The following is a 19487-nucleotide window of genomic DNA, read 5'->3' on the forward strand; positions in this document are numbered from 1 at the left end:
CATGCCGCCCACCAGCGATACCGGATACGAACCGCGCATGCGGTCAACGCCGAGGAGCCTCCTCAAGCGTATCCGTGAAGTCATGGCCGAAGAGACCGCGCCCCAGGCGCGGCTCGACAAGCTGGTCTCGTCCATCGCGGCCAATATGGTGGCGGATGTCTGCTCGATCTATGTCCGGCGCTCCGATGATGTCCTCGAACTGTTCGCGACTGAAGGCCTGAACCGCAGCGCCGTTCATAATACCCGTATGGGGATCAATGAAGGTCTCGTCGGCTGGGTGGCGACGCATCGGCGCTCGATCAAGCTGCGCGACGCCAAGACTCATGAGGCCTTTTCCTATCGTGAGGAAACGGGCGAAGATCCGTACAATGCGTTTCTCGGTGTACCGATCATCCGGTCGGGCCAGGTTCTGGGGGTGCTCGTTGTCCAGAACGCGGCGTTCCGTGATTTTTCCGAAGAAGAAGTAGACGTCGCGCAGACGGTCGCCACGATCCTTGCGGAAATTGTCTCGACGGGTGAGCTGCTGGAGGAGCGCGACCGGCAGGATGTCGAGGCGCTGCTGCACAAGCCTGATCACGCCATGGGCACGCCGATTGTGGCGGGCATTGCCCTTGGTATTGTCGTGCGGCGTGACCCGGTCATCCGGGCCCATCCGACATTCGGCTCGAATGTCGCCGAGGAAAAATCCCGTCTCGAAGAAGCGGTCGCGTCGGTGCGAAAGTCCGTTGACGACATGGTCGCTTCGGACAAGGCGCAGATCGGTCCGTCCAAGGAAGTTCTCGAGGTCTTCCGCCTGTTTGCCTACGACAAGGGCTGGGTGCGCCGGCTTGAGGAAAAGGTCCTGTCCGGCCTTTCCGCTGAAACGGCTGTCGAGCAGGTGCAGAAAGAAAACCGCGCGCGCATGCGGCAGGTGACGGATCCGTATCTTCGTGAACGGTTCCACGATCTTGATGATCTGTCCCGGCGTCTGATGCGGGCGCTCTCAGGTGAGACGGCCGACGCCCAATTGCCCGAAGGCGCTGTCCTCCTCGCCGACTCGCTGGGTCCGGCGGAACTTCTTGAACTTGACAGTTCAAAGCTGCGGGGTCTGGTGCTGGCGGAAGCGGCCACAACTTCGCATGCGGCCATTGTCGCGCGGTCCATGGGCGTGCCCATGGTGGCCGGGGTCCAGGATCTGGTCGACAAGGCCGCGCCGGGCGACACGATCGTTCTTGATGGCGGTACGGGCGAGGTTCACCTTCGTCCGTCAGCGGACGTTCTTGAGAGCTTTGATGCGCGGGCACAGCTGCGGTCCCAGGCGCTCGCGCGCTTCAATGCGGAAAAAGATGCCCCCTCCATCACCGCTGATGGTGTGCCCGTTGAGCTCCAGATGAATGCTGGCCTTCTTCTGGACATGGCACAGCTGAAAAACACCGGCGCCAAGTCCGTCGGCCTGTTCCGGACGGAGCTGCAGTTCCTCCTGGGGCGCGGCCTGCCCACGGCGGCAGCACAGGAAGCGCTTTATTCACAGGTGCTGGACGCGGCCGAAGGCCGGCCGGTGATCTTCCGTACAGCCGATATCGGCTCGGACAAACGGGCGGGCTATATGGATATTCCGCAGGAGGCCAACCCGGCCATGGGCTGGCGCGGCCTGCGGATGACCATGGACCGCGAAGGCCTGATGCGCACCCAGATCCGGGCGCTGCTATCCGCGGCCAGCGGTCGCGACCTGCATTTCATGCTGCCGCTCGTCACCACGGCGTCGGAAATCGAACTGGCCAAGGGCATCATCCAGAAGGAAGTTGCCCGGCACCAGAAGCGGGCGCCATTGCCCACCAATATTTCCATGGGCGCGATGATTGAGATTCCATCGGCGGCCTGGGATGCGAAAAATATTGCCGCGGCGTGCGATTTTGTGTCCATCGGCGGTAATGATTTGGCGCAGTTCTTCTTTGCTGCCGACCGCGAAACAGAGTTGGTGAGTTCGCGCTATGATCCGCTGTTGCCGTCTTTCCTGTCTTTCCTGCGAGAGACTATTCGCAGCGTGAAATCCGTCGGTGTACCGATCGGCTATTGTGGTGAGCAGGCGGCGGACCCCTACATGGCGATGTGTCTGATTGCCTTTGGCGTGGATCGACTGTCCGTATCGGCGGGGGGTGTCGGTCCGCTCAAAGGCATGATCCGCAGTCTCGACGTCGGGAAATTCGGCGAGTTTCTCGATCCGCTGCTGGAGCAGGGCGGCGCCAGCCTGAGGCCAGCTCTGGTCGATTACGCCCGCAAGGCGGGCCTCGACCTCGCCTGACATGGTGGGTGTCGCTATGGCCCTGAGCTGGTGGCGAGCCCTTTTCGCGAAAAAGCCAGCGCCTCCTTCCAAGGATCGCTGCTGCATCTGTGGCCAGCCGTCCGGAGCGTTCGAGGCATCGGGCACAGTTCCGCCGGGTTTCAGCACGGACGGCGTTGTGGGCCTTGGGCAGCGAGAGAATGATCTGTGCCCGTCCTGTTCTGCTGACAGTCGCGAGCGGCTGCTCTTCGCCTATGTCGAACGGTTCGTGCGGGACCGACGGCCAGCGTCCGTATTGCACGTCCGGTGGCGGGAGGGGCAAGCCAACTGGCTGGGAAAACTCGCGAAGGACAACGTTACGACCGTTACGCCTTGGCGTGAGCGGGAGGGGCCGGTGCATGGCGACACCTCCGCTGAACTTCTCAAGCTGCCGTTCAATGACGGCGCATTCGACCTGATCGTCTGTGCTGATGTGATGCAGCGTGTGTCCCATGACCGGCGGGCATTGATCGAACTGGGCCGGGTGCTGGCGCCAAGTGGAATGATCGTGGTGCAGGTGCCGTACACGGATGATGGGCGCCTGACGGATGAGGATTCCCAGATCATCGCGCCAGAAGACCGCATTGCGCGGTTCGGAGACAAATCCTTCGTGCGCCTCTACGCGCTCAATGATTTTCGCGCGCGTATCGGAATGGCGGGGCTGGAAACCAGTCTTTACGACGCCTTTGCCGATGACGAGCCAAGGGCGACCGCGCAACGCCTACACCCCTCGGACCGACTGATCCTTGTGGGACGACCGGCGACCGGGGGGTGATCCGGCCGCCCTCTTGCGGCGTGGCCTATTTGCCGAGCAGCTTGCTGGCGATCTCGTCAGGAGAGAACGGGAACACGATCGTGTTCGTCTTGTCCGACGCAATTTCCTGCAATGAGTTGAGATAGCGCAGCTGCATGGCGCCGGGTGAGGTCGCAAGGACCTCTGCCGCCTGAGCAAGCTTGGTCGAGGCCTGGTATTCACCATCGGCCAGAATGACCTTGGCCCGACGTTCGCGTTCGGCCTCGGCCTGACGGGCGATGGCGCGGATCATTGATCCGTCCACGTCGACATGCTTGATCTCCACATTCGCAACCTTGATGCCCCAGGCCTCGGTCTGCTCATCAAGGATGTGCTGGATATCCTTGTTCAGCTTGTCCCGCTCCTGCAGCATCTCGTCCAGTTCGTGCTTGCCGAGGACGGACCGCAAGGTGGTCTGGGCCAACTGGCTTGTCGCGGTCTGATAATTCTCGACCTGCACCACAGCACGGACGGCATCGATGACGCGGTAATAGATGACGGCGTTCACCTTCACCGACACGTTGTCGCGAGAGATCACGTCCTGGCTCGGCACATCGTGGACAAGCGTCCGCATATCCACCTTGCGCATCTGCTGCACGACGGGGATCAGGATGACGATACCCGGACCGATGCCGCGCTTGGAGACGCGGCCAAGGGTGAAGACGACGCCGCGCTCATATTCCTTCAGGATCTTGAAGATCGAGCTCAGGAACCAGACGAGGAACAGGACGAGCGGGATGGCGACCGGTAACAGTTCAAAGGACATGGTCTATTCTCCAGAAGCGATCGATGTCGCCGTTATGAATTGGCGCTGCGTTGGGGACGGAAGGATTGAAGGAGGCGACTGGCCCCTGATCCGGAAGCGGCAGCGCGCTTGATGATCAGCACGATGCCATCGACATCGACCACGCGGATCCGCTCCTCAGGCTGCAGCGGTTCTTTGGACCGGGCACGCCAGCGTTCGCCATCGACAATGACAAACCCTTCGCCCGTGTCAGCATCCCAATCTTCGACCCGGCCTTCCCGGCGGCGAATCGCTTCCTGACCGATGAGGGGGCCATGCCCGCGCGAGCGGATGACCGCGAGGGCGACGGTGACCAGAAGGATGCCCATGGCGATGATCGAACCGGCGAGCAGCCCTTCATTCACGCGCAGATCTTCCGGGAACAGCGTGTAAAGCCCGAAGCCAAATAACGATATGCCGGCCAGACCGACCAATCCGAATGTCGGCGTGAATATCTCCACTGCGATAAGCACCATGCCGAGGATCATTAGCCCCAGTTTGAGCTGATCGAATGGCAGGACCTGGAATGAGTAGAAAGCGAGGAGTAGCGAGACCGCACCAACCGTCCCGGGGAACACCGAACCGGGGTTCCACAGCTCGACAATCAGGCCCGTTGTCCCCAGCGTGAACAGGATCGCCGCGACATTGGGATTGGCAAAGAAGCCGAACACCTTCTCCAGCATGGTGGGCTCAATGCGGGTCAGCAGCACGTCGGCGGTCGACAATGTTTTTTCGCCCGACGCGGTTTGCACGGTGCGACCATCCAGCTGCGCCATCAGATCGTCGAGATCCTCGGCGACGATTTCGATCACACCCAGTTCCAGCGCTTCGCGGGAAGTGATGCTTGCGGATGGCGGACGGACGGCCTTTTCCGCCCATTCGGCATTGCGGCCGCGCTCAATCGCCAGCCCGCGAATATAGGCAACCGAATCTTCGATGATCTTGCCGCGCATGGAGGCTTCGTTGGAGACGTCGACCGGCGCTTCGTCACCGTCTTCCTCTGTCATCTCACTGTTGGGAGCATCTTCCTCACCGTCTGTCGGCACGGGTGTCGGCTCTTCCTCGCCTGTGCCGCCCATCTGAATTGGGGTGGCCGAGCCGGTATTGGTGTAGGGCGCCATCGCGGCCACGTGACTGCCATACATGATGTAGAGACCGGCACTCGCCGACCTTGCCCCCTGGGGATAGACATAGGTGACGACGGGGGTGTCAGACGCAAGGATCGACTTGATGATTGTCTTCATGGAATCGACGAGGCCGCCCGGCGTGTCGATTTCCAGAATGATGACCTCTTCACCGCGGGTTGAAGCGGCAGCGATTTCGCGGCTGAGATAGTCAGCGGCCGGCGGCGTGACCGGACCGTCGAGGGTCAGGATGGTGCCGCGCTTCTGCGCGTCCTGTGCGATGCCGGGGAGGGTGGACATGACGGCCATCACCAGTGCGGTGACAATCATACCGCCCCAAAGGGCCAAACGGTTTTTCTGCATCACTCATCTCCCTGCCTATGGTTAACATAGAGACAGGGTCCTGACACTACAATGGCGCGATGGGTGCGCCATAACGCACCTAAATTTGCCTTCTTTGATCGGCAGCGTGGCGGCGTGGTTGATGGACGGGAGGAAAATATGAGCGATTGCACGCGCGTGGACGCCGTCCTCGGCCGGCTCCTGCCACCGGTCGAGACGGCCGCGACACGCTTTCAGCCGCGCTGGCTCGTCTTCGCCCTGTCAGAATTTATCGTCTTCGGCATCAAACAGGCCTGGGCCTGTCTTTTTGGCGGCCTGATGGTGGCCGGCATCATCGCCTCTGCTCTGTGGTGGCCGGCGGACAGCCCGATCGCCCGCTATGATGCCTTGTTTGTCTATGCGATCGGCATACAGCTGGTCTTCCTTTTGACTGGACTGGAACGGTTGGCTGAGGGCCGGGTCATTCTGGTCTTCCATATCGTCGGTACGGTGATGGAAGTCTTCAAGACCGGCGCCGGCTCATGGGTCTACCCCGAACCCAGCCTGCTGCGGGTCGGTGATGTGCCGCTTTTTTCCGGTTTCATGTATGCGGCAGTCGGGTCCTACATTGCGCGGGTGATTCGCGTGTTTGACCTGCGCTTTCCAGGCTACCCCAGGCGGCGATGGACGATCCCGCTGGCGGTGCTGATCTACGTCAATTTCTTCACCCACCACTATGTGTGGGATCTGCGCTGGCTGCTGTTCGGCTACACCATTGTCCTGTTCTGGCGGACGAGGGCGGTCTATCGGGTCTGGCGGTGGCATCACGAGATGCCGATGCTTGTCGGCTTCTCGCTTGTCGCCTTCTTCATCTGGCTGGCGGAGAACGTAGGCACGATCACCCGGACGTGGGTTTATCCGGATCAGGCAGAGACATGGACCATGGTGTCCCCGTCCAAGTTCGGCTCGTGGTTTTTGCTCATGATCATCTCGTGGGTTCTCGTAACGCTGGTGCATCGCCCGGTGCGCCGGCTTGATGACCAGCACGCTGGCAACCCGATCCTGCCGCTGGGGGCCCTGCCGTCGCGGTTCAACGCGGAACGTTAAAACCCATATTGTCGATCAGGCGGGTCCGGCCGAGCATGACGGCCGCGAACAGCCGTACACTGCCAAGTTCTGTGGCCGACAGGCGAGCAATCGAGACCGCACTCAGGTCCGGTATCCGGCGCAGCTCGAAATAGTCGATCGGGGCCAGGCCACAGGCTTCCAGATCATCGCGCGCGCCGGAGAGGACGTCGTCCAGAGGCTCGCCCTCCGCCAGTCGGGCGAGGGTCGAACGCATGATCTGGTTCAGGTGCCCGGCGATCTGCCGCTCCTCAGGGGACAGGTAGCGATTACGGCTCGACATGGCGAGGCCGTCCGCTTCACGGATGATCGGTGCACCAATAATCTCGATGGGCAGGTTGAGATCTGTAACAAGGCGGCGGATGACGAGAAGCTGCTGGAAATCTTTCTCACCAAAGACGGCGAGGTCCGGCTTCACCTGGTTGAACAGCTTGGTGACGACGGTGGCGATGCCATCGAAGAACCCTGGACGGGACGCGCCATCCAGCGGCACGGGCACATCGCCCACATTGATGCTCGTCTGATAGCCGGCGGGATACATGACCTCGACGCTGGGCAGATAAACGACATCACCTTCGGCCCGCGCGATTTTTGCGACATCCTCGTCTTCAGTCCGCGGATAGGTGCCGAAGTCTTCATTGGGTCCGAATTGTCTTGGATTGACGAAAACGCTGACCACGACGCGATCTGCGCGCGCTTGCGCCTCTTGGATCAGGGACAGATGCCCGTCGTGAAGGGCCCCCATGGTCGGGACGAAGGCGATTTTACAGCCTGACTCTCGCCAAGGCGCGAGAACAGTGGCAAGGCTTCCCGGATCGCGTGCAATGGCGATGGCGGCAGTTGATGTCATGCGGCACCTTGCTGGTTGTGCTTGTAAACACTTCGTAAACGAAAAAGGTTAACGGTCCGAGGCTATGAAAGAGTCGCTCGTGAACTGCAATGCTTTGATGGCCCTGACCGGCTTGGTGGGGCTGGCCGCCTGCGCCACGGCCGAGGCCCCGGTGGTCCAGCCGCCGGAGCGCGCCGTCAGTCAGCCCAAACTTCTGCCGGCCGCACTGATGCGGCCAGCCTATGACGCGCCTGAGATTGGCGACAATGCGACGTTCCGGCCACGACCTGTGGCAACGCCCCAGCCGGTTGAACAGCAGGCTGTCGCGCCGTCAGCGGTTGATCGCTTGCCGGTCGTGGCGCGAGAGCAGCAATCATCGGCCTATAACGCGCCGGAAATGTCTGCCGAGACTCATCTTGCGCCCAAAGAACCGCAAGAGCTGGCGTTCACGGACGAAGACATGGCGATGTTTGATGTCGATGAGGAGCCGGCCAGCGTTCCTGCCGCGCCACCCGTTCGCGCAGCCAGCTGGGACAGCGCCGCCGATCTTGATGCTTTCGATCCAATTCCCGTGACAGATAGCCGCTCGCCACGCGCAAAACCCGTGGCGGAGACGCCACAACCGTCGCGTGATCTCCGCGGGGCCAAGGCCAACCCGCCAACTGGGGCGTCATCGCCCCAGCCTCAACCGCAACGCCTGGCATCGGCCGGCAGCAATTTCGCAGGTCAGCTCAATTCGGTGATGCCGATGGTTGAAGAAATTGCACCGCCGCCGCCCCGCTCGGCAACAGGGGGCTACGGCGTGCACCTGGCCTCCTATCGCGACGTGGAAAATGTCGTGACGGGATGGCACATCCTGCAGGACCGTCATTCCGATGTCCTCTCTGTGTATAAAGCGAAGGGTGACGCCGTCACCATTCCGGGGCAGGGGGACTTTATCCGGCTCCTCGTGGGACCGTTCGAGACCACCGATGATGCGCTACAGCTTTGCGATCGGCTCGAATCCCGCGATGAATACTGCAAGGTGATGCCCTTCAAGGGCACACCGGTTCTTTAGAAGACGCCCGTTCTTACAGAGGCTAACGGCTATGTCGCCATCACAACGCGGAACTCACGTCATCGTCGTGGGAAATGAAAAAGGGGGCTCTGGCAAGACGACAGTCGCCATGCACCTGACCGTCGCGCTGCTCAAGTCGGGCTTCCGTGTGGGCGCGGTCGATCTCGATCTGCGCCAGAAGAGCTTCTGGCGCTATCTGGAAAACCGCGCGAAGTGGGGCGTGGCGCAGGAGCTGTCGCTCGAAGAACTGCCGATGCCGAAGTTTCTGCCGATCCACGGCTCACAGCACGACAGCCGGCATACAGCCAGGCAGCTCGAGGCCGAAGAATTCAGCCGCACGCTGATGGATTTTGCCGATTGTGATTTCCTCGTGATCGACACCCCCGGTGCCGACACGCATCTGTCCCGTCTGGCGCACACTCATGCCGACACGATCGTGACGCCGCTGAATGACAGCTTCGTCGACTTTGACATGCTGGCCCGCATCGATCCTGAAAATGGCGAGATCCTTGGCCCAAGCCTTTATTCCGAGCTCGTCTGGAATGCCCGGCAACAGCGCGCGGCCGCCGGCGTGATGGGCGGCATCGACTGGCTGGTCATGCGTAACCGCGTGCAATCCACCCGATCCCTGAACAAGGTGGCGCTGGCCGACCGGATCGAGGATCTGTCGAAGCGGGTGCAGTTCCGTCAGGCCCGGGGCTTTGGTGAGCGGGTTATCTATCGGGAACTCTTCACCAACGGCATGACGCTGTTTGACCTTGGTGGTCGCGGCTCCCCCCGAAAGTTTGGCTCCATGAGCCATCTGGCCGCGCGGTCCGAGGTGCGCGGCTTTATTGCGGCGCTGCGCCTGCCGCAACTGGCGGAACGGCGAGAAGCCGCATAAGCTCCTGCCGTATGGCATGGCTATTCCTCATTGCCGCTGCGGCGGGCTTCCTGTTCACGCTGCCCGGCGGCACGCGATCCCGCGCCGACCGGCAGATGGCGCAGGGGATGGGTTTTGCTGCCCTGGCCGCGGCCCTTATGGCGTGGAAGCTGTTTCCAGTCGGGGTTGGCGTGGCCATTATCGGTGCGACGCTGTTCGGCATCGGGTGGTTCAAGAGCAAGATGCTCGATGACGGCTTTCAGGACATTGACGACGAACCGGTGCATCGCTCGACCCCACCATCGCGTCCTGCGCAAGGTCAGATGAGCCGCGAAGAAGCGCTGGCCGTGCTGGGCCTGCCTGCAACAGCCGATGCCGCGCTCGTGCGAGAGGCCCATCGGCGGGTCATTGCAAAGGCGCATCCGGACAGTGGCGGCTCTGATTACCTGGCATCGAAAGTGAATGAAGCGCGGGATGTGCTGCTCAAATAGTTTCAGCTTTGTACGTATTTATCTGATCAATAGACGTCCTGCCGCGTTGTATCCTGAAAAAGATTCGAATTTTGCCTCTTTAAACGCTTATTCGACGATCATTTTACGGAGCAGATTTCCCTAATTTTTACGCTATCGCACCTAGGCTCAACCGGACGGGGACGAGCCATGGGAGCCGAGATGATGCCGACGGGGAACAGCGCGACGCGAGCGCCATCGACCAAATCTCTACTCATCCAGACACTCGCAGCAGCGGCCATTACGGTGGTCGCCGTGTTTGCCAGCTTCATCTACCTGATCGATCAGCAGCAGCGCAAAATGGCTGATGAGCGGATCGACCGCAGTATCGCCGACTCGACCCGCATGGCGGCTGACGATTTTTCCAGCTGGCTGAACTATCACGTCGAGACAACCCGGGCGATGGCCGAATTCGCTTCCGAGGCGCGGGACAAGACGGCCCTTAGCACCGCGCTGGACAATGAGGTTTTCGAAGAGCTCTTTCTCTATCGCTATATCGCTGCGGCCGACCAGACGTTCACGATTTTTCCCTTTGTGGACCTGCCGCCGGAATATGACCACCGGAAGCGCGACTGGTTCATCGAGGCGCTAGAGCGGCGCCAGCCGACGGTGTTTGCTCCCTATATCACGCCGACGAACGAGCAGGTGATGACCGTCAGTGTGCCTGTCTTCAGGGACGGTGCCATGCTTCTTGTGGCGGGTACGGATTTCAGCCTGGCCGATGTGCAGCGTGAACTGGCATCAAACGACGTTGACGGCCTTGGTTATATGTATCTTGTCGACGAGCAGGGGATGATTCTCGTCCACCCGGATACCACGCGCCTTGGCAAATCCTATCAGGATTTCTTTCGTACAAAGATCAATCTCAGCCACGAACGCCAGCTGACCCAAAGTGACAATGGCGAGCGGATTGCAAGCTTCCGCAAGATCGAAGGCATTCCGGGTCGCAACTGGTATGTGGGTGTGTCGGTTGACCGTGCGGCTGCCTATGCCACCGTCCACCAGTTCCGGATCTATTCGCTATTCGCCACAATCCTGGCCGCCATCGTGATGATCGGCGTTCTATGGATGGTGGTCGACGGGCTTCTGGCACGTCCGCTGGGTCAGGCCCGCAAGCAGTCCGATGCCGCCAACCTTGCAAAGTCGCAGTTCCTTGCGAATATGAGCCACGAGATCCGTACGCCAATGAATGGTGTGCTCGGGATGGCAGAGATCTTGTCCCGGACAGAGCTCGACGACCGTCAGGTCGAATACGTGTCTACCATCGAAAAGTCGGGCACAGCCTTGCTCGCCATCATCAATGACATTCTGGATTTCTCAAAATTTGAAGCGGGCAAGCTCGAGTTTGAACGCTCACCATTTGACGTTCGCGCCATGGTGGAAGATGTCGGCACCTTGCTGGGGCCGACCGCGCGGGACAAGCGGCTGGAGCTGATCGTCCGTTATCACCCCGATGTGCCGAACCACGTGATCGGTGATATGGGCCGCGTACGCCAGATCATCATGAACCTTGCCGGCAACGCCATCAAATTTACCGAAGAGGGCTATGTGCTTGTTGAGGTGACCGGCGATGTGGTCGACGACAAGCTGATGCTGCAGATTGCCGTTACCGATACGGGCATCGGGATCGCGCCTGAAAAGCTCAAACACGTCTTTGATGAATTTACGCAAGCAGAGGCCTCAACGACGCGCCGCTATGGCGGTACGGGGCTGGGCCTCACCATCTCTCGCCAATTGGCGCGCGGCATGGGTGGCGACATCACCGTCATTTCCGAAGCTGGTAAAGGGTCCACCTTCACCATTCACATGCCGCTGCCGCTCACCAATGCGCCGCAGCACATGCAACCCGAACTCGAGACGCTCGGTAATGTCCGCGTGCTGGCCGTAGACGACTTGCGCATCAACCGGATGATCCATGAGGAATGGCTGCGGGCTTGGGGCGCCTGTTTTGAGATTGCGGATTCTGGCCGCGATGCCTTGGCGCGCATGCGGCGCGCGGCAGAGGAGGGGCGTCCGTTTGACGTCATCCTGCTCGACTATCATATGCCGGATCTCGACGGGCTGAGTGTGGCGCAGGAGACCAAAGCCGATCCGGCTCTGAAGAAATCACGCATCATCGTCCTGTCGTCGAGTGACGGCGCCGATGTGGCCAACGCTTTCCGTGATGTGGGCGTCGAGCTATTCATGACGAAGCCGGCCCGAGCCAACCTTTTGCGTCGGGCGATCTCCGATGCGGCAACACGTGATGAGCGCCCGGTCGTGGAGTCGAAACCCGACACGAAGACGCCGAAAATGCTCTCCACGTTCAAGGCAGATATCCGCATCCTGATTGCGGAAGACAACAAGGTGAACCAGCTTGTTGTCGGCACCATGCTGAAAGATACGGGTGCGGAGCTTGTCTTTGCCGATAATGGACAGATTGCCCTCGACCTCTATCGTAAGGAAACGTTCGACATCGTTCTTATGGATGTGAGCATGCCGGTGCTCGATGGTGTGTCAGCGGCTCGCCTGATCCGGGCCTATGAAAAGCAGGAAGGCCTGTCGGCGACGCCGATCATCGCTCTGACGGCGCATGCAATGGCAGGGGACCGCGAGAAGTTCATCAGTTGCGGCATGTCTGACTACCTGTCCAAACCGGTGAAGAAGGACGCAATCACGTCATGCCTTGCGCGTCATCTTGGACAGGTTGAACTGGCCAAATCGGCCTGATCCGCCGGTCGCGCGGCAGGGTCAACACGAGCATATTTTCCAACGGGTTTTCGTTGCGCTCTGAATCGTCATCGCGTATGGGTCGCGCTGGCCTAGGGGTGTAGCTCAGTTGGTAGAGCATCGGTCTCCAAAACCGAGGGCCGGGGGTTCGAGTCCCTCCGCCCCTGCCATTCTCCAAATTGAGCGATAATCGCGCCGCCAGTCCGGCCTTGATGCTGTGAGCACTCGAACCCCCTAGTCAAAAGTGCGCGCCTGAGGCGCGACGGTTCGAGTCCCTCCGCCCCTGCCATTCTTCAAATTGAGCGATAATCGCGCCGCCAGTCCGGCCTTGATGCTGTGAGCACTCGAACCCCCTGGTCAAAAGTGCGCGCCTAAGGCGCGATGGTTCGAGTCCCTCCGCCCTCTCGATTCGCCAAAATCGAAACGGTACGCGACGCCCGCCCTGGCCCAACCGGTCGATTGTCTTGGGGTTAAAGCCTTCTCATTTGCCACGGCGACCGCTAGGGGGTCAGTTCCTTTACGGTGAAACCGTTGCGCGGTTAGAGTTGGGCCATGACCACGAATGAAGATGTCCTCCTGCGGGAGGTTGATGAAGACCTGAACCAGGAAAAGCAGCTCGCTTTTCTCAGACGCTATGGGCCCTGGCTCGCAGGCGTTGGTGTTGCCGTCGTGATTGGCGTGGGCGTGCTCCAGTATATGAGCCATGCCGAGGACCGGGCTATTGCCCGATCGGCTGAGCGCTATGCTGCTGCTGTCGAGGAAACCGAGCAAAACCCCATCGTGGGCGCAGAAGCCCTGGCACAGGTCTCAACCGAGCTTGATGGCGGATACGAAGTGTTGGCGGACATTCGCACAGCCAACCTTTATCTGGCCGGGGATGAAAAGACCAAGGCGCTCGACAAGTTGGCCGAGGTTTATGACGATAATGGCGTGCCAGTGCACTGGCGTGATCTGGCGCGTCTTCGCGCCGCGATGGTGCAGCTTGAGACCAACCCGTCACAGGCGTCGCTCCTCGCCAATGACGTCTCTACGCCTGCTTTTGCGCCCTATGCGCGTGAGGTAGAGGCACTGGCCGCCATGGCGGTCGAGGATTACGAAACGGCCTATAACCGCTTCCTCGCCCTTTCGGGTGATGCGGAAGTGCCCCCCAGTCTGGCCACGCGGGCGCGGATGGTTCTGCCCGTTGTTGATGCAGGCCGGAAAGGGGTCGCGCTGGAGCCGACCCAGACCGAGGCTGAATCCTTCATCAGCGATTTCTCGCGCCAGCTGGCGGCGGAGCAGGCAGCAGAAGCTGAAGAATCCGAGGACGCCGAAACAAACGGCAGCGAGTAGTTACGGGGCTATAACTCGCAGAAATCTGCGTTAATGTTAAAAGCGACCGACAAGGCGCCCATCAGGGGCAGGGACAGAGCGAATGGCAATCTTGCGTAACCGTTTTTGGCAACCGTTCAGCGGTGTTGTAGCGTTAAGCCTTCTGGCGGCGGGCTGTAGTAGTAATCCGGTCAGTGGCCTGTTCAGTCGGGGCGACAGCGACATTACGGCTGAGGCCGCCGCTGCGGCGGAGAACGAAGACCGCATCCCGGTCCTTGCCCTGACCCAGCAGCTTGAGCCTGATCCACGCTTTATCGGTCTCGAAATCGAAGTGCCGCCGGCTTTTGCCAATGCCGAATGGGCCCAGCCCGGTGGCGAGGCCGACCATGTCATGCACCACCTGTCCGGTCCTGAGAGCTATCGGCTCGCTTGGCAGGCCAATATCGGCAAGGGTGGCAAGACGAAATCCCCTCTGACGGCGCCGCCTATCGTTGCGGAACGCCGGGTCTATACGATTGATGCCGAGGCCAAGGTCCGCGCTTTTGACACCGACACTGGTGAGCGCGTCTGGGAAGCGGCCCTGACCCCGGATGTGTCGGAGCCGAACAAGAAATTCTGGCAGCTCGGCCGCATCAACCCTGCTGAAATCGGTTATGGCGGCGGCGTCGCCTATCAGGGTGGTACGGTGTTTGTCGTATCCGGCTTTGGCTTCGCGGCCGCGCTGAATGCCGAGACCGGCGAGAAAATCTGGGAAAAGCAGCTGCCTGCGCCCGTGCGCAACCCGCCGACAGCGGTCGATGGTCGGGTCTATGTCATCACGACAGCAAACCAGGTGCTGGCCCTCGACGAGGCAACCGGCCGCGAGCTGTGGACCTATGAGAGCTTTGAAGAAAGCGCGCGGTTCCTGTCTACCGGTTCAGCGGCTGTCGAAGGCGATCTGGTCGTGACGCCATTCTCTTCTGGCGAGATTGCGGCACTTGATGCTTCCACCGGCCGGTTCCTGTGGACGGCGACCATTGCCCGCTCATCGCGCATGAACGCACTGTCGAGCATCAACGACATTGCCGGCAGTCCGGTCATCGATCGCGGCGCCGTCTTTGCGGTCAGCCATTCGGGCCAGATGGCGGCAATTGATGGCCGCACGGGCCGTGTGGCGTGGGAGAAGGGGGTTTCCGGCCTCAACATGCCTTGGGTCGCCGGTGATTATCTGTTCCTGATCTCCACCGATGGCGACCTGGTCGCGCTTTCCCGCAATGACGGGGCGGTGGTCTGGCGCACCGGCCTGAAGGGCTATGAGAACGAGAAGAAGAAGAAAAAGCGGATCACCTGGTCAGGCCCCATTCTCGCGGGCAATTCGCTCCTGCTGACATCATCAGCCGGGGATCTGGCGCAGATCTCGCCCAAGGACGGCACGGTCGAGAAGACCTACAGGCTGAAGGCGGGGACGATGATTCCGCCGGTCGTCGCAGACGGTACCGTCTATGTCATCACGGATGACGCAAAGCTGCAGGCCTGGCGCTAAGCCAGCCTGCCACCAGCAGGTACGGATGATCTAGTCGTCCGTATCCGGAGCGGCGGGCGGAAGCGACATGACCGCTCGCAGGCCGCCCAGCGGCGATTCTTCTAGCCGCAGACTGCCCCCATGGGCCCGTGCCACATCCCGAACAATCGACAGTCCGAGGCCCGACCCCGCGACATTCGTGTTGCGGGCCTGATCCAGTCGGCCAAAGGCCTTGAGCGCGGCACCGCGATCGTCGGGCGCGATGCCGGGGCCATCATCATCGACAATCAGCTCCACACCGTTGGCGCTCTTCGTCGCTGACAGGGAGACCGTTTCGGCAAACTTGTAGGCATTTTCCACAAGATTGGTGAGGGCGCGGGAGAGGCTCGTCCCATGGGCGATGATGCCAAGACCGGATGGAATGTCCGTGGCCAACGTTCGGCCCTGTCGGCTCGCGGCATGCTTCAAATCTTCCGCCAGCTGATTCACGTCAATCCATTCACGCTCGACGGCTGCATCCCCGCGAGCAAAGGTGAGATAATCATTCAGCAGACGCTCCATCTCATCGATATCGGCCTGCATATCCTTGATGTCATCGGACGGGGACTGCATCGCCAGATTGAGCTTCAGGCGCGTCAGCGGCGTCTTGAGGTCATGGCTCACCCCCGCCAGCATTTCCGTGCGCTGGTCAAGGAAGCGTTTGATCCGTGCCCGCATGGCGATGAAGGCATGGCCTGCAAGACGGACCTCGCGGGCACCCGATGGCTTGAAGCCCGCCACATCCTCTCCCCGACCGAACCGGTCCGCCGCATCGGCAAGACGCGTGATGGAGCGGACCTGATTGCGCAGGAAGATAAGGGCCGTGTACCCCAGAAGAAGGGTGACGCCGATCAGCCACAGGAGGAAAAAGTGACCATTGCGGGCCACGACCCGGTCCCGTGAAACCTTGTAGACCAGATACCCATTTTCCAGCTGGACGCGCGTTTCGACGACATCCCTGAAACTGGTCGTGTCGTAGGAGTACGGATAGTCGAGTGACCAGTCGAGTTCCCGATCAAGTGTCCGATTGAGCGCGTTGAAAAGGGATTCGCTGTCCTCGTCGGGGATCTGGCCGCCCGAAACGAAGGTCATTTCGATGCCCAGCTCCTCACGCGCCTGTTCGATCAGTTCCGCCCGGGCGCCGTCTGAAGGGTGTAGCGTCCATAGAAGCGTCATCATGCCAAAGTCGCTGGCGGTCGATTTGGCGAGGCTGGCAGTGACTTCTTCCCAGTGCCGGTTGAAGAACACATAGGTCACGGCCGCCTGCATCAGGAAGATCGGCAGGACCACGATCAGGATCGTCCGGCCATAAAGGCTTTTGGGCGCGAACCTCTTCAACATCGATCAGTCCACGACAAGGACGTAGCCGACGCCCCTGACCGTCTGCAGATAGACGGGCATGCGCGGGTCATCCTCGATCTTGCGGCGCAGGCGGGTTACCTGCACATCAATTGACCGGTCGAACCCCGTGCCGGTCTGTTCGGCGAGGGTGGCGCGGGAGAAGGTGGCGCCGGGCTTTGCGGTCAATGTCCGCAGGAGGGCGAGTTCAGCACCGGTCAGCTTGATCGCTTCGCCATTGCGGCGCAGCTCGCCGCGGCGAGGCGTGAAGACATTGGGGCCGAAGGTGACCGTTTCCTGGCGGGGCGTATAGTCCCGACGGGAGAGAAGCCGCTGCAGGCGCAGGACAAGTTCTCGTGGCTCAAAGGGCTTGGGCAGATAGTCATCGGCACCGGCCTCCAGTCCCTCGACGCGATCCTCTGGCTGACCACGCGCGGTCAGCACAAGAATGGGGATGTTCGACCGCTCCCGCAGACGACGGGTCATATCGAGCCCGTTTTCGCCGGGCATCATCACGTCAACGACAAGGGCATCGAAGGTGAGGTTGGCCATGATGGCGTCGGCATGGGCGGCATCGTCGGCCGTGCTGGCCAGAAACCCGTTCTCCCGCAGATAGCGCGCGATCAGACGACGCAGCTTGTCGTCATCATCGACGATCAGGATATGGGGTATGTCATCGCCGACCGCGTCATTACCGGTCACTACGGGCTGTTCAGTCATGGAATTGGACTACACCGTAAGACGGTGAGGGACCAGCCGTTCCTAGTGAACCTTGATCCACGCCCGCGTCAGCTTGGCATGCAGCTCGGGCACGAAATTGGCCCATGAGGTGCGGCCGCGGGTGCAGTCGCAGATGAAGACGAACTCGCGCACCTGCAGATTGGGCGCAACGGCGTTTTTCACCCCCAGCACCGACTGAGTCGACGTCAGTACCCACACATTCTCCGCCATGCGGAATGCGGTGCCAAGACCGCGCAGAACGGGCTCCATGCGACCGGCTGTGCCAGCGACATTGTCAAAGACGAGAACGAAATTGGCCTCTGCGCCTTCCGGCACTTCGCGGGCAGCATTCGAGGTGGCGCCCCCCTTGCCAAAAGCCTTTGGCTTGGCCTGTTTGCCGCTCAATACCGAGGCGAAACTTGGATATTGCCGCGCTTCACGCCAGACCTTGCTGCCCGCCGGGGCGACAAGCGACGTTGCGCTTAGCCGGCCTTCCGCCGCGAAAGAGCCCATCTGATCCTGCGTGTACGGTCCATAGACCTTCTCGGCCACTTTGATACACCAGTTGTCGGTTGACAGCATTTCGTCCATCCTACTGTTCCGTCTCCCGGTTCGTTGCAAAAACCACGCCAATGCCATCGTCGCTGTGACGAATGACGGTGGCCGTTTTTTGTCCGACTTGAACCTGCGTCCCGACTAAGGGCCGGGATGTTGTAATGATAAAGGCTCCCCCCCCGGAGATATCTGTCATGCGACAGGAAATTTGCCGCTCATTGCCCAGCGTCAGGATGACACTGTTGTTGGCGACATTGCGATCTGACTGACGGCGCTCTCGACCCAACACGGCGTGGTTGAGGAGGGCGATCAACCGGTCTGCCAGTTTCGTGGCCATGGAACGGTTGTGCTGAAACTGTACGCCGATGCCTTCGTTCGTGATCCGAACGACCCGGCCGTTCACCGGACCGACATTCTCGATGTCGAGAGCGACCTCGTCATCGAGAATCGTATTGCCGCTGGTGACGATGAAGACGCCGCCGGCCGATATATCGCTCACCGTGCCCGCTGATTCGGTGCCATCACCGTACCGCAGGTAAGCGTCGAGACTGATCGGGGCACGTCTGTGGCGGCGTGACTCTCCAGTGATCGCCTTGCGGCTCACGGCAGTGTCGCCAGTATGTTCCACTTTCCGGTAAGCCACGCGGATATGATCTCACTTCGTAACGGGAAACCTTGTCCTACGCGTTGACGGTGAATTTTCCGTTGCAGGGGCCAAGAGCCGCTTTCGGTCAAATTGCGCGTATTTCGCGCTATTAACCTTTTCCTGAATAGGCTCATGCCTACATGCGAGGCATGTCAGACCCTTTTTCCGAACGCCCCTCCGAACGACGTCGCAGCGTCTCGCCTCACATGCGATGGTATAACCCGTCGGGCGATGGGGCCGCGATCTCGATGCCAAAGATCGTCGCCATTCTGCTTGGCCTGATGGTGGCAATCTTTGTCATCCAGCTCTTCCTCTCGGATCGGGCCAATTTCTGGGTCGATTACACAATGGGTCTGAGCCCGCGGCGGTTCTTCGCGCGGCTTGAGGGCGGCGAAGACAGTTTCACGATCATGACGCCGCTGTTTACGCATATCTTCCTGCACGGAAATTTTGCGCACCTCCTGTTCAACGGGCTGTGGCTGATTGTGTTTGGCACAGGCGTCGCCCGGCGCATGGCGGTCGAGTCGGAGGACGGCGGTGACCGATTCGCGAATAATGTTCTGTTTCTGACGTTCTTCCTGGCGTCCGGCGTCGTCGGCGCGCTGTTCTTCCTTATCCCGAACAAGGACAGCATTCCGCCGCTGATTGGTGCCTCCGGCGCAATCTCCGGCCTCATGGCCGGGGGAATGCGCATCGCCCTGGGACGCGACCCCATGATTCTGCCCGGGCAGGGCGCGTTGACCTCCATGTTTGCCCGGCCGGTGCTGATCGCGTCTGCCGTCTATATCGGCATCAATATCCTGACAGGCCTTGGTGTTGTCATGGGCGGGATGGGGAAGGGCCTGTCGATCGCCTGGGAAGCGCATATCGGCGGCTACGTCTTCGGTCTCCTGACATTCCCCCTGTTTGACGGGCTGGTTCGCCGTCCGCGTGTTGCAGCACCGCCCTGGCAGTAGAAGACTGCT

17 protein-coding genes and 1 tRNA gene are annotated in these 19487 nt (G+C 60.7%); 11 read left to right on the forward strand and 7 right to left on the reverse strand.

What is annotated here, in order from left to right; genetic code table 11:
- Position 1 precedes the first annotated feature (1 nt).
- Together ptsP and RUI03_RS03870 are read left to right on the forward strand one after the other, a co-directional pair.
- Positions 2 to 2281 carry a phosphoenolpyruvate--protein phosphotransferase gene (gene ptsP / locus RUI03_RS03865; protein ID WP_317288973.1) on the forward strand — a complete coding sequence of 760 codons (2280 nt, stop codon included), beginning with the start codon at positions 2 to 4 and terminating at the stop codon, positions 2279 to 2281.
- A 16-nt stretch (positions 2282 to 2297) separates the two neighbouring features.
- Entirely contained in the window at positions 2298 to 3074 is a 777-nt protein-coding gene (locus RUI03_RS03870; protein ID WP_317288974.1) for a class I SAM-dependent methyltransferase, read from the forward strand.
- A 25-nt stretch (positions 3075 to 3099) separates the two neighbouring features.
- On the opposite strand, the gene RUI03_RS03875 is transcribed toward RUI03_RS03870, so the two are convergent.
- On the reverse strand, positions 3100 to 3858 hold the full coding sequence (locus RUI03_RS03875) for a slipin family protein (RefSeq protein WP_317288975.1): 759 nt from the start codon (positions 3856 to 3858) through the stop codon (positions 3100 to 3102).
- Positions 3859 to 3890: 32 nt separating this feature from the next.
- Positions 3891 to 5363, reverse strand: coding sequence for a nodulation protein NfeD (locus RUI03_RS03880; RefSeq protein WP_317288976.1), 1473 nt, complete (start codon positions 5361 to 5363; stop codon positions 3891 to 3893).
- Between the two features lie 138 nt (positions 5364 to 5501).
- On the opposite strand from RUI03_RS03880, the gene RUI03_RS03885 reads away from it, so the two are divergent.
- Positions 5502 to 6428, forward strand: coding sequence for a DUF817 domain-containing protein (locus RUI03_RS03885; RefSeq protein WP_317288977.1), 927 nt, complete (start codon positions 5502 to 5504; stop codon positions 6426 to 6428).
- Here the strand turns inward: RUI03_RS03885 and panC are convergent.
- Complete coding sequence (gene panC / locus RUI03_RS03890) at positions 6412 to 7296, reverse strand: pantoate--beta-alanine ligase (RefSeq protein ID WP_317288978.1); 885 nt, start codon at positions 7294 to 7296, stop codon at positions 6412 to 6414. The two genes, RUI03_RS03885 and panC, sit on opposite strands and share 17 nt — an antisense overlap.
- A gap of 64 nt (positions 7297 to 7360) precedes the next feature.
- Here panC and RUI03_RS03895 point away from each other — a divergent pair, with 64 nt between their 5' ends.
- The 7 genes from RUI03_RS03895 (at position 7361) to RUI03_RS03925 (ending at position 15245) form a co-directional block, all read left to right on the forward strand.
- A complete protein-coding gene (locus RUI03_RS03895; RefSeq protein WP_317288979.1) occupies positions 7361 to 8332 on the forward strand; it encodes an SPOR domain-containing protein in 972 nt (323 codons plus the stop codon).
- Between the two features lie 31 nt (positions 8333 to 8363).
- Positions 8364 to 9215 (forward strand): division plane positioning ATPase MipZ, encoded by an 852-nt coding sequence (locus RUI03_RS03900; RefSeq protein ID WP_317288980.1) that lies wholly within the window; start codon positions 8364 to 8366, stop codon positions 9213 to 9215.
- 11 nt (positions 9216 to 9226) lie between these two features.
- Positions 9227 to 9685, forward strand: a complete 459-nt coding sequence (locus RUI03_RS03905) for a hypothetical protein (protein ID WP_317288981.1) — start codon at positions 9227 to 9229, stop codon at positions 9683 to 9685.
- 168 nt (positions 9686 to 9853) lie between these two features.
- Positions 9854 to 12412 carry a hybrid sensor histidine kinase/response regulator gene (locus tag RUI03_RS03910; RefSeq protein WP_317288982.1) on the forward strand — a complete coding sequence of 853 codons (2559 nt, stop codon included), beginning with the start codon at positions 9854 to 9856 and terminating at the stop codon, positions 12410 to 12412.
- Between the two features lie 94 nt (positions 12413 to 12506).
- A tRNA-Trp gene (locus RUI03_RS03915) sits at positions 12507 to 12582 on the forward strand.
- A gap of 382 nt (positions 12583 to 12964) precedes the next feature.
- Positions 12965 to 13744 (forward strand): tetratricopeptide repeat protein, encoded by a 780-nt coding sequence (locus tag RUI03_RS03920; RefSeq protein WP_317288983.1) that lies wholly within the window; start codon positions 12965 to 12967, stop codon positions 13742 to 13744.
- Positions 13745 to 13826: 82 nt separating this feature from the next.
- Entirely contained in the window at positions 13827 to 15245 is a 1419-nt protein-coding gene (locus RUI03_RS03925) for a PQQ-binding-like beta-propeller repeat protein (RefSeq protein ID WP_317288984.1), read from the forward strand.
- A 30-nt stretch (positions 15246 to 15275) separates the two neighbouring features.
- Here RUI03_RS03925 and RUI03_RS03930 read toward each other — a convergent pair whose 3' ends face one another.
- The 4 genes from RUI03_RS03930 to RUI03_RS03945 are packed head-to-tail and all read right to left on the reverse strand — an operon-like array spanning position 15276 to position 18519.
- A complete protein-coding gene (locus RUI03_RS03930) occupies positions 15276 to 16604 on the reverse strand; it encodes an ATP-binding protein (RefSeq protein WP_317288985.1) in 1329 nt (442 codons plus the stop codon).
- 3 nt (positions 16605 to 16607) lie between these two features.
- Positions 16608 to 17321 carry a response regulator gene (locus RUI03_RS03935; RefSeq protein WP_317288986.1) on the reverse strand — a complete coding sequence of 238 codons (714 nt, stop codon included), beginning with the start codon at positions 17319 to 17321 and terminating at the stop codon, positions 16608 to 16610.
- 42 nt (positions 17322 to 17363) lie between these two features.
- Positions 17364 to 17912, reverse strand: a complete 549-nt coding sequence (locus RUI03_RS03940) for a GYF domain-containing protein (RefSeq protein ID WP_317288987.1) — start codon at positions 17910 to 17912, stop codon at positions 17364 to 17366.
- A 1-nt stretch (position 17913) separates the two neighbouring features.
- On the reverse strand, positions 17914 to 18519 hold the full coding sequence (locus tag RUI03_RS03945) for a PilZ domain-containing protein (protein ID WP_317288988.1): 606 nt from the start codon (positions 18517 to 18519) through the stop codon (positions 17914 to 17916).
- A 152-nt stretch (positions 18520 to 18671) separates the two neighbouring features.
- On the opposite strand from RUI03_RS03945, the gene RUI03_RS03950 reads away from it, so the two are divergent.
- Positions 18672 to 19478: a rhomboid family intramembrane serine protease gene (locus RUI03_RS03950; protein WP_317288989.1), complete on the forward strand. Its 807-nt coding sequence runs from the start codon at positions 18672 to 18674 to the stop codon at positions 19476 to 19478.
- Positions 19479 to 19487: the final 9 nt, after the last annotated feature.

The sequence above is a fragment of the Parvularcula sp. LCG005 genome (assembly GCF_032930845.1).
GTDB lineage: Bacteria > Pseudomonadota > Alphaproteobacteria > Caulobacterales > Parvularculaceae > Parvularcula.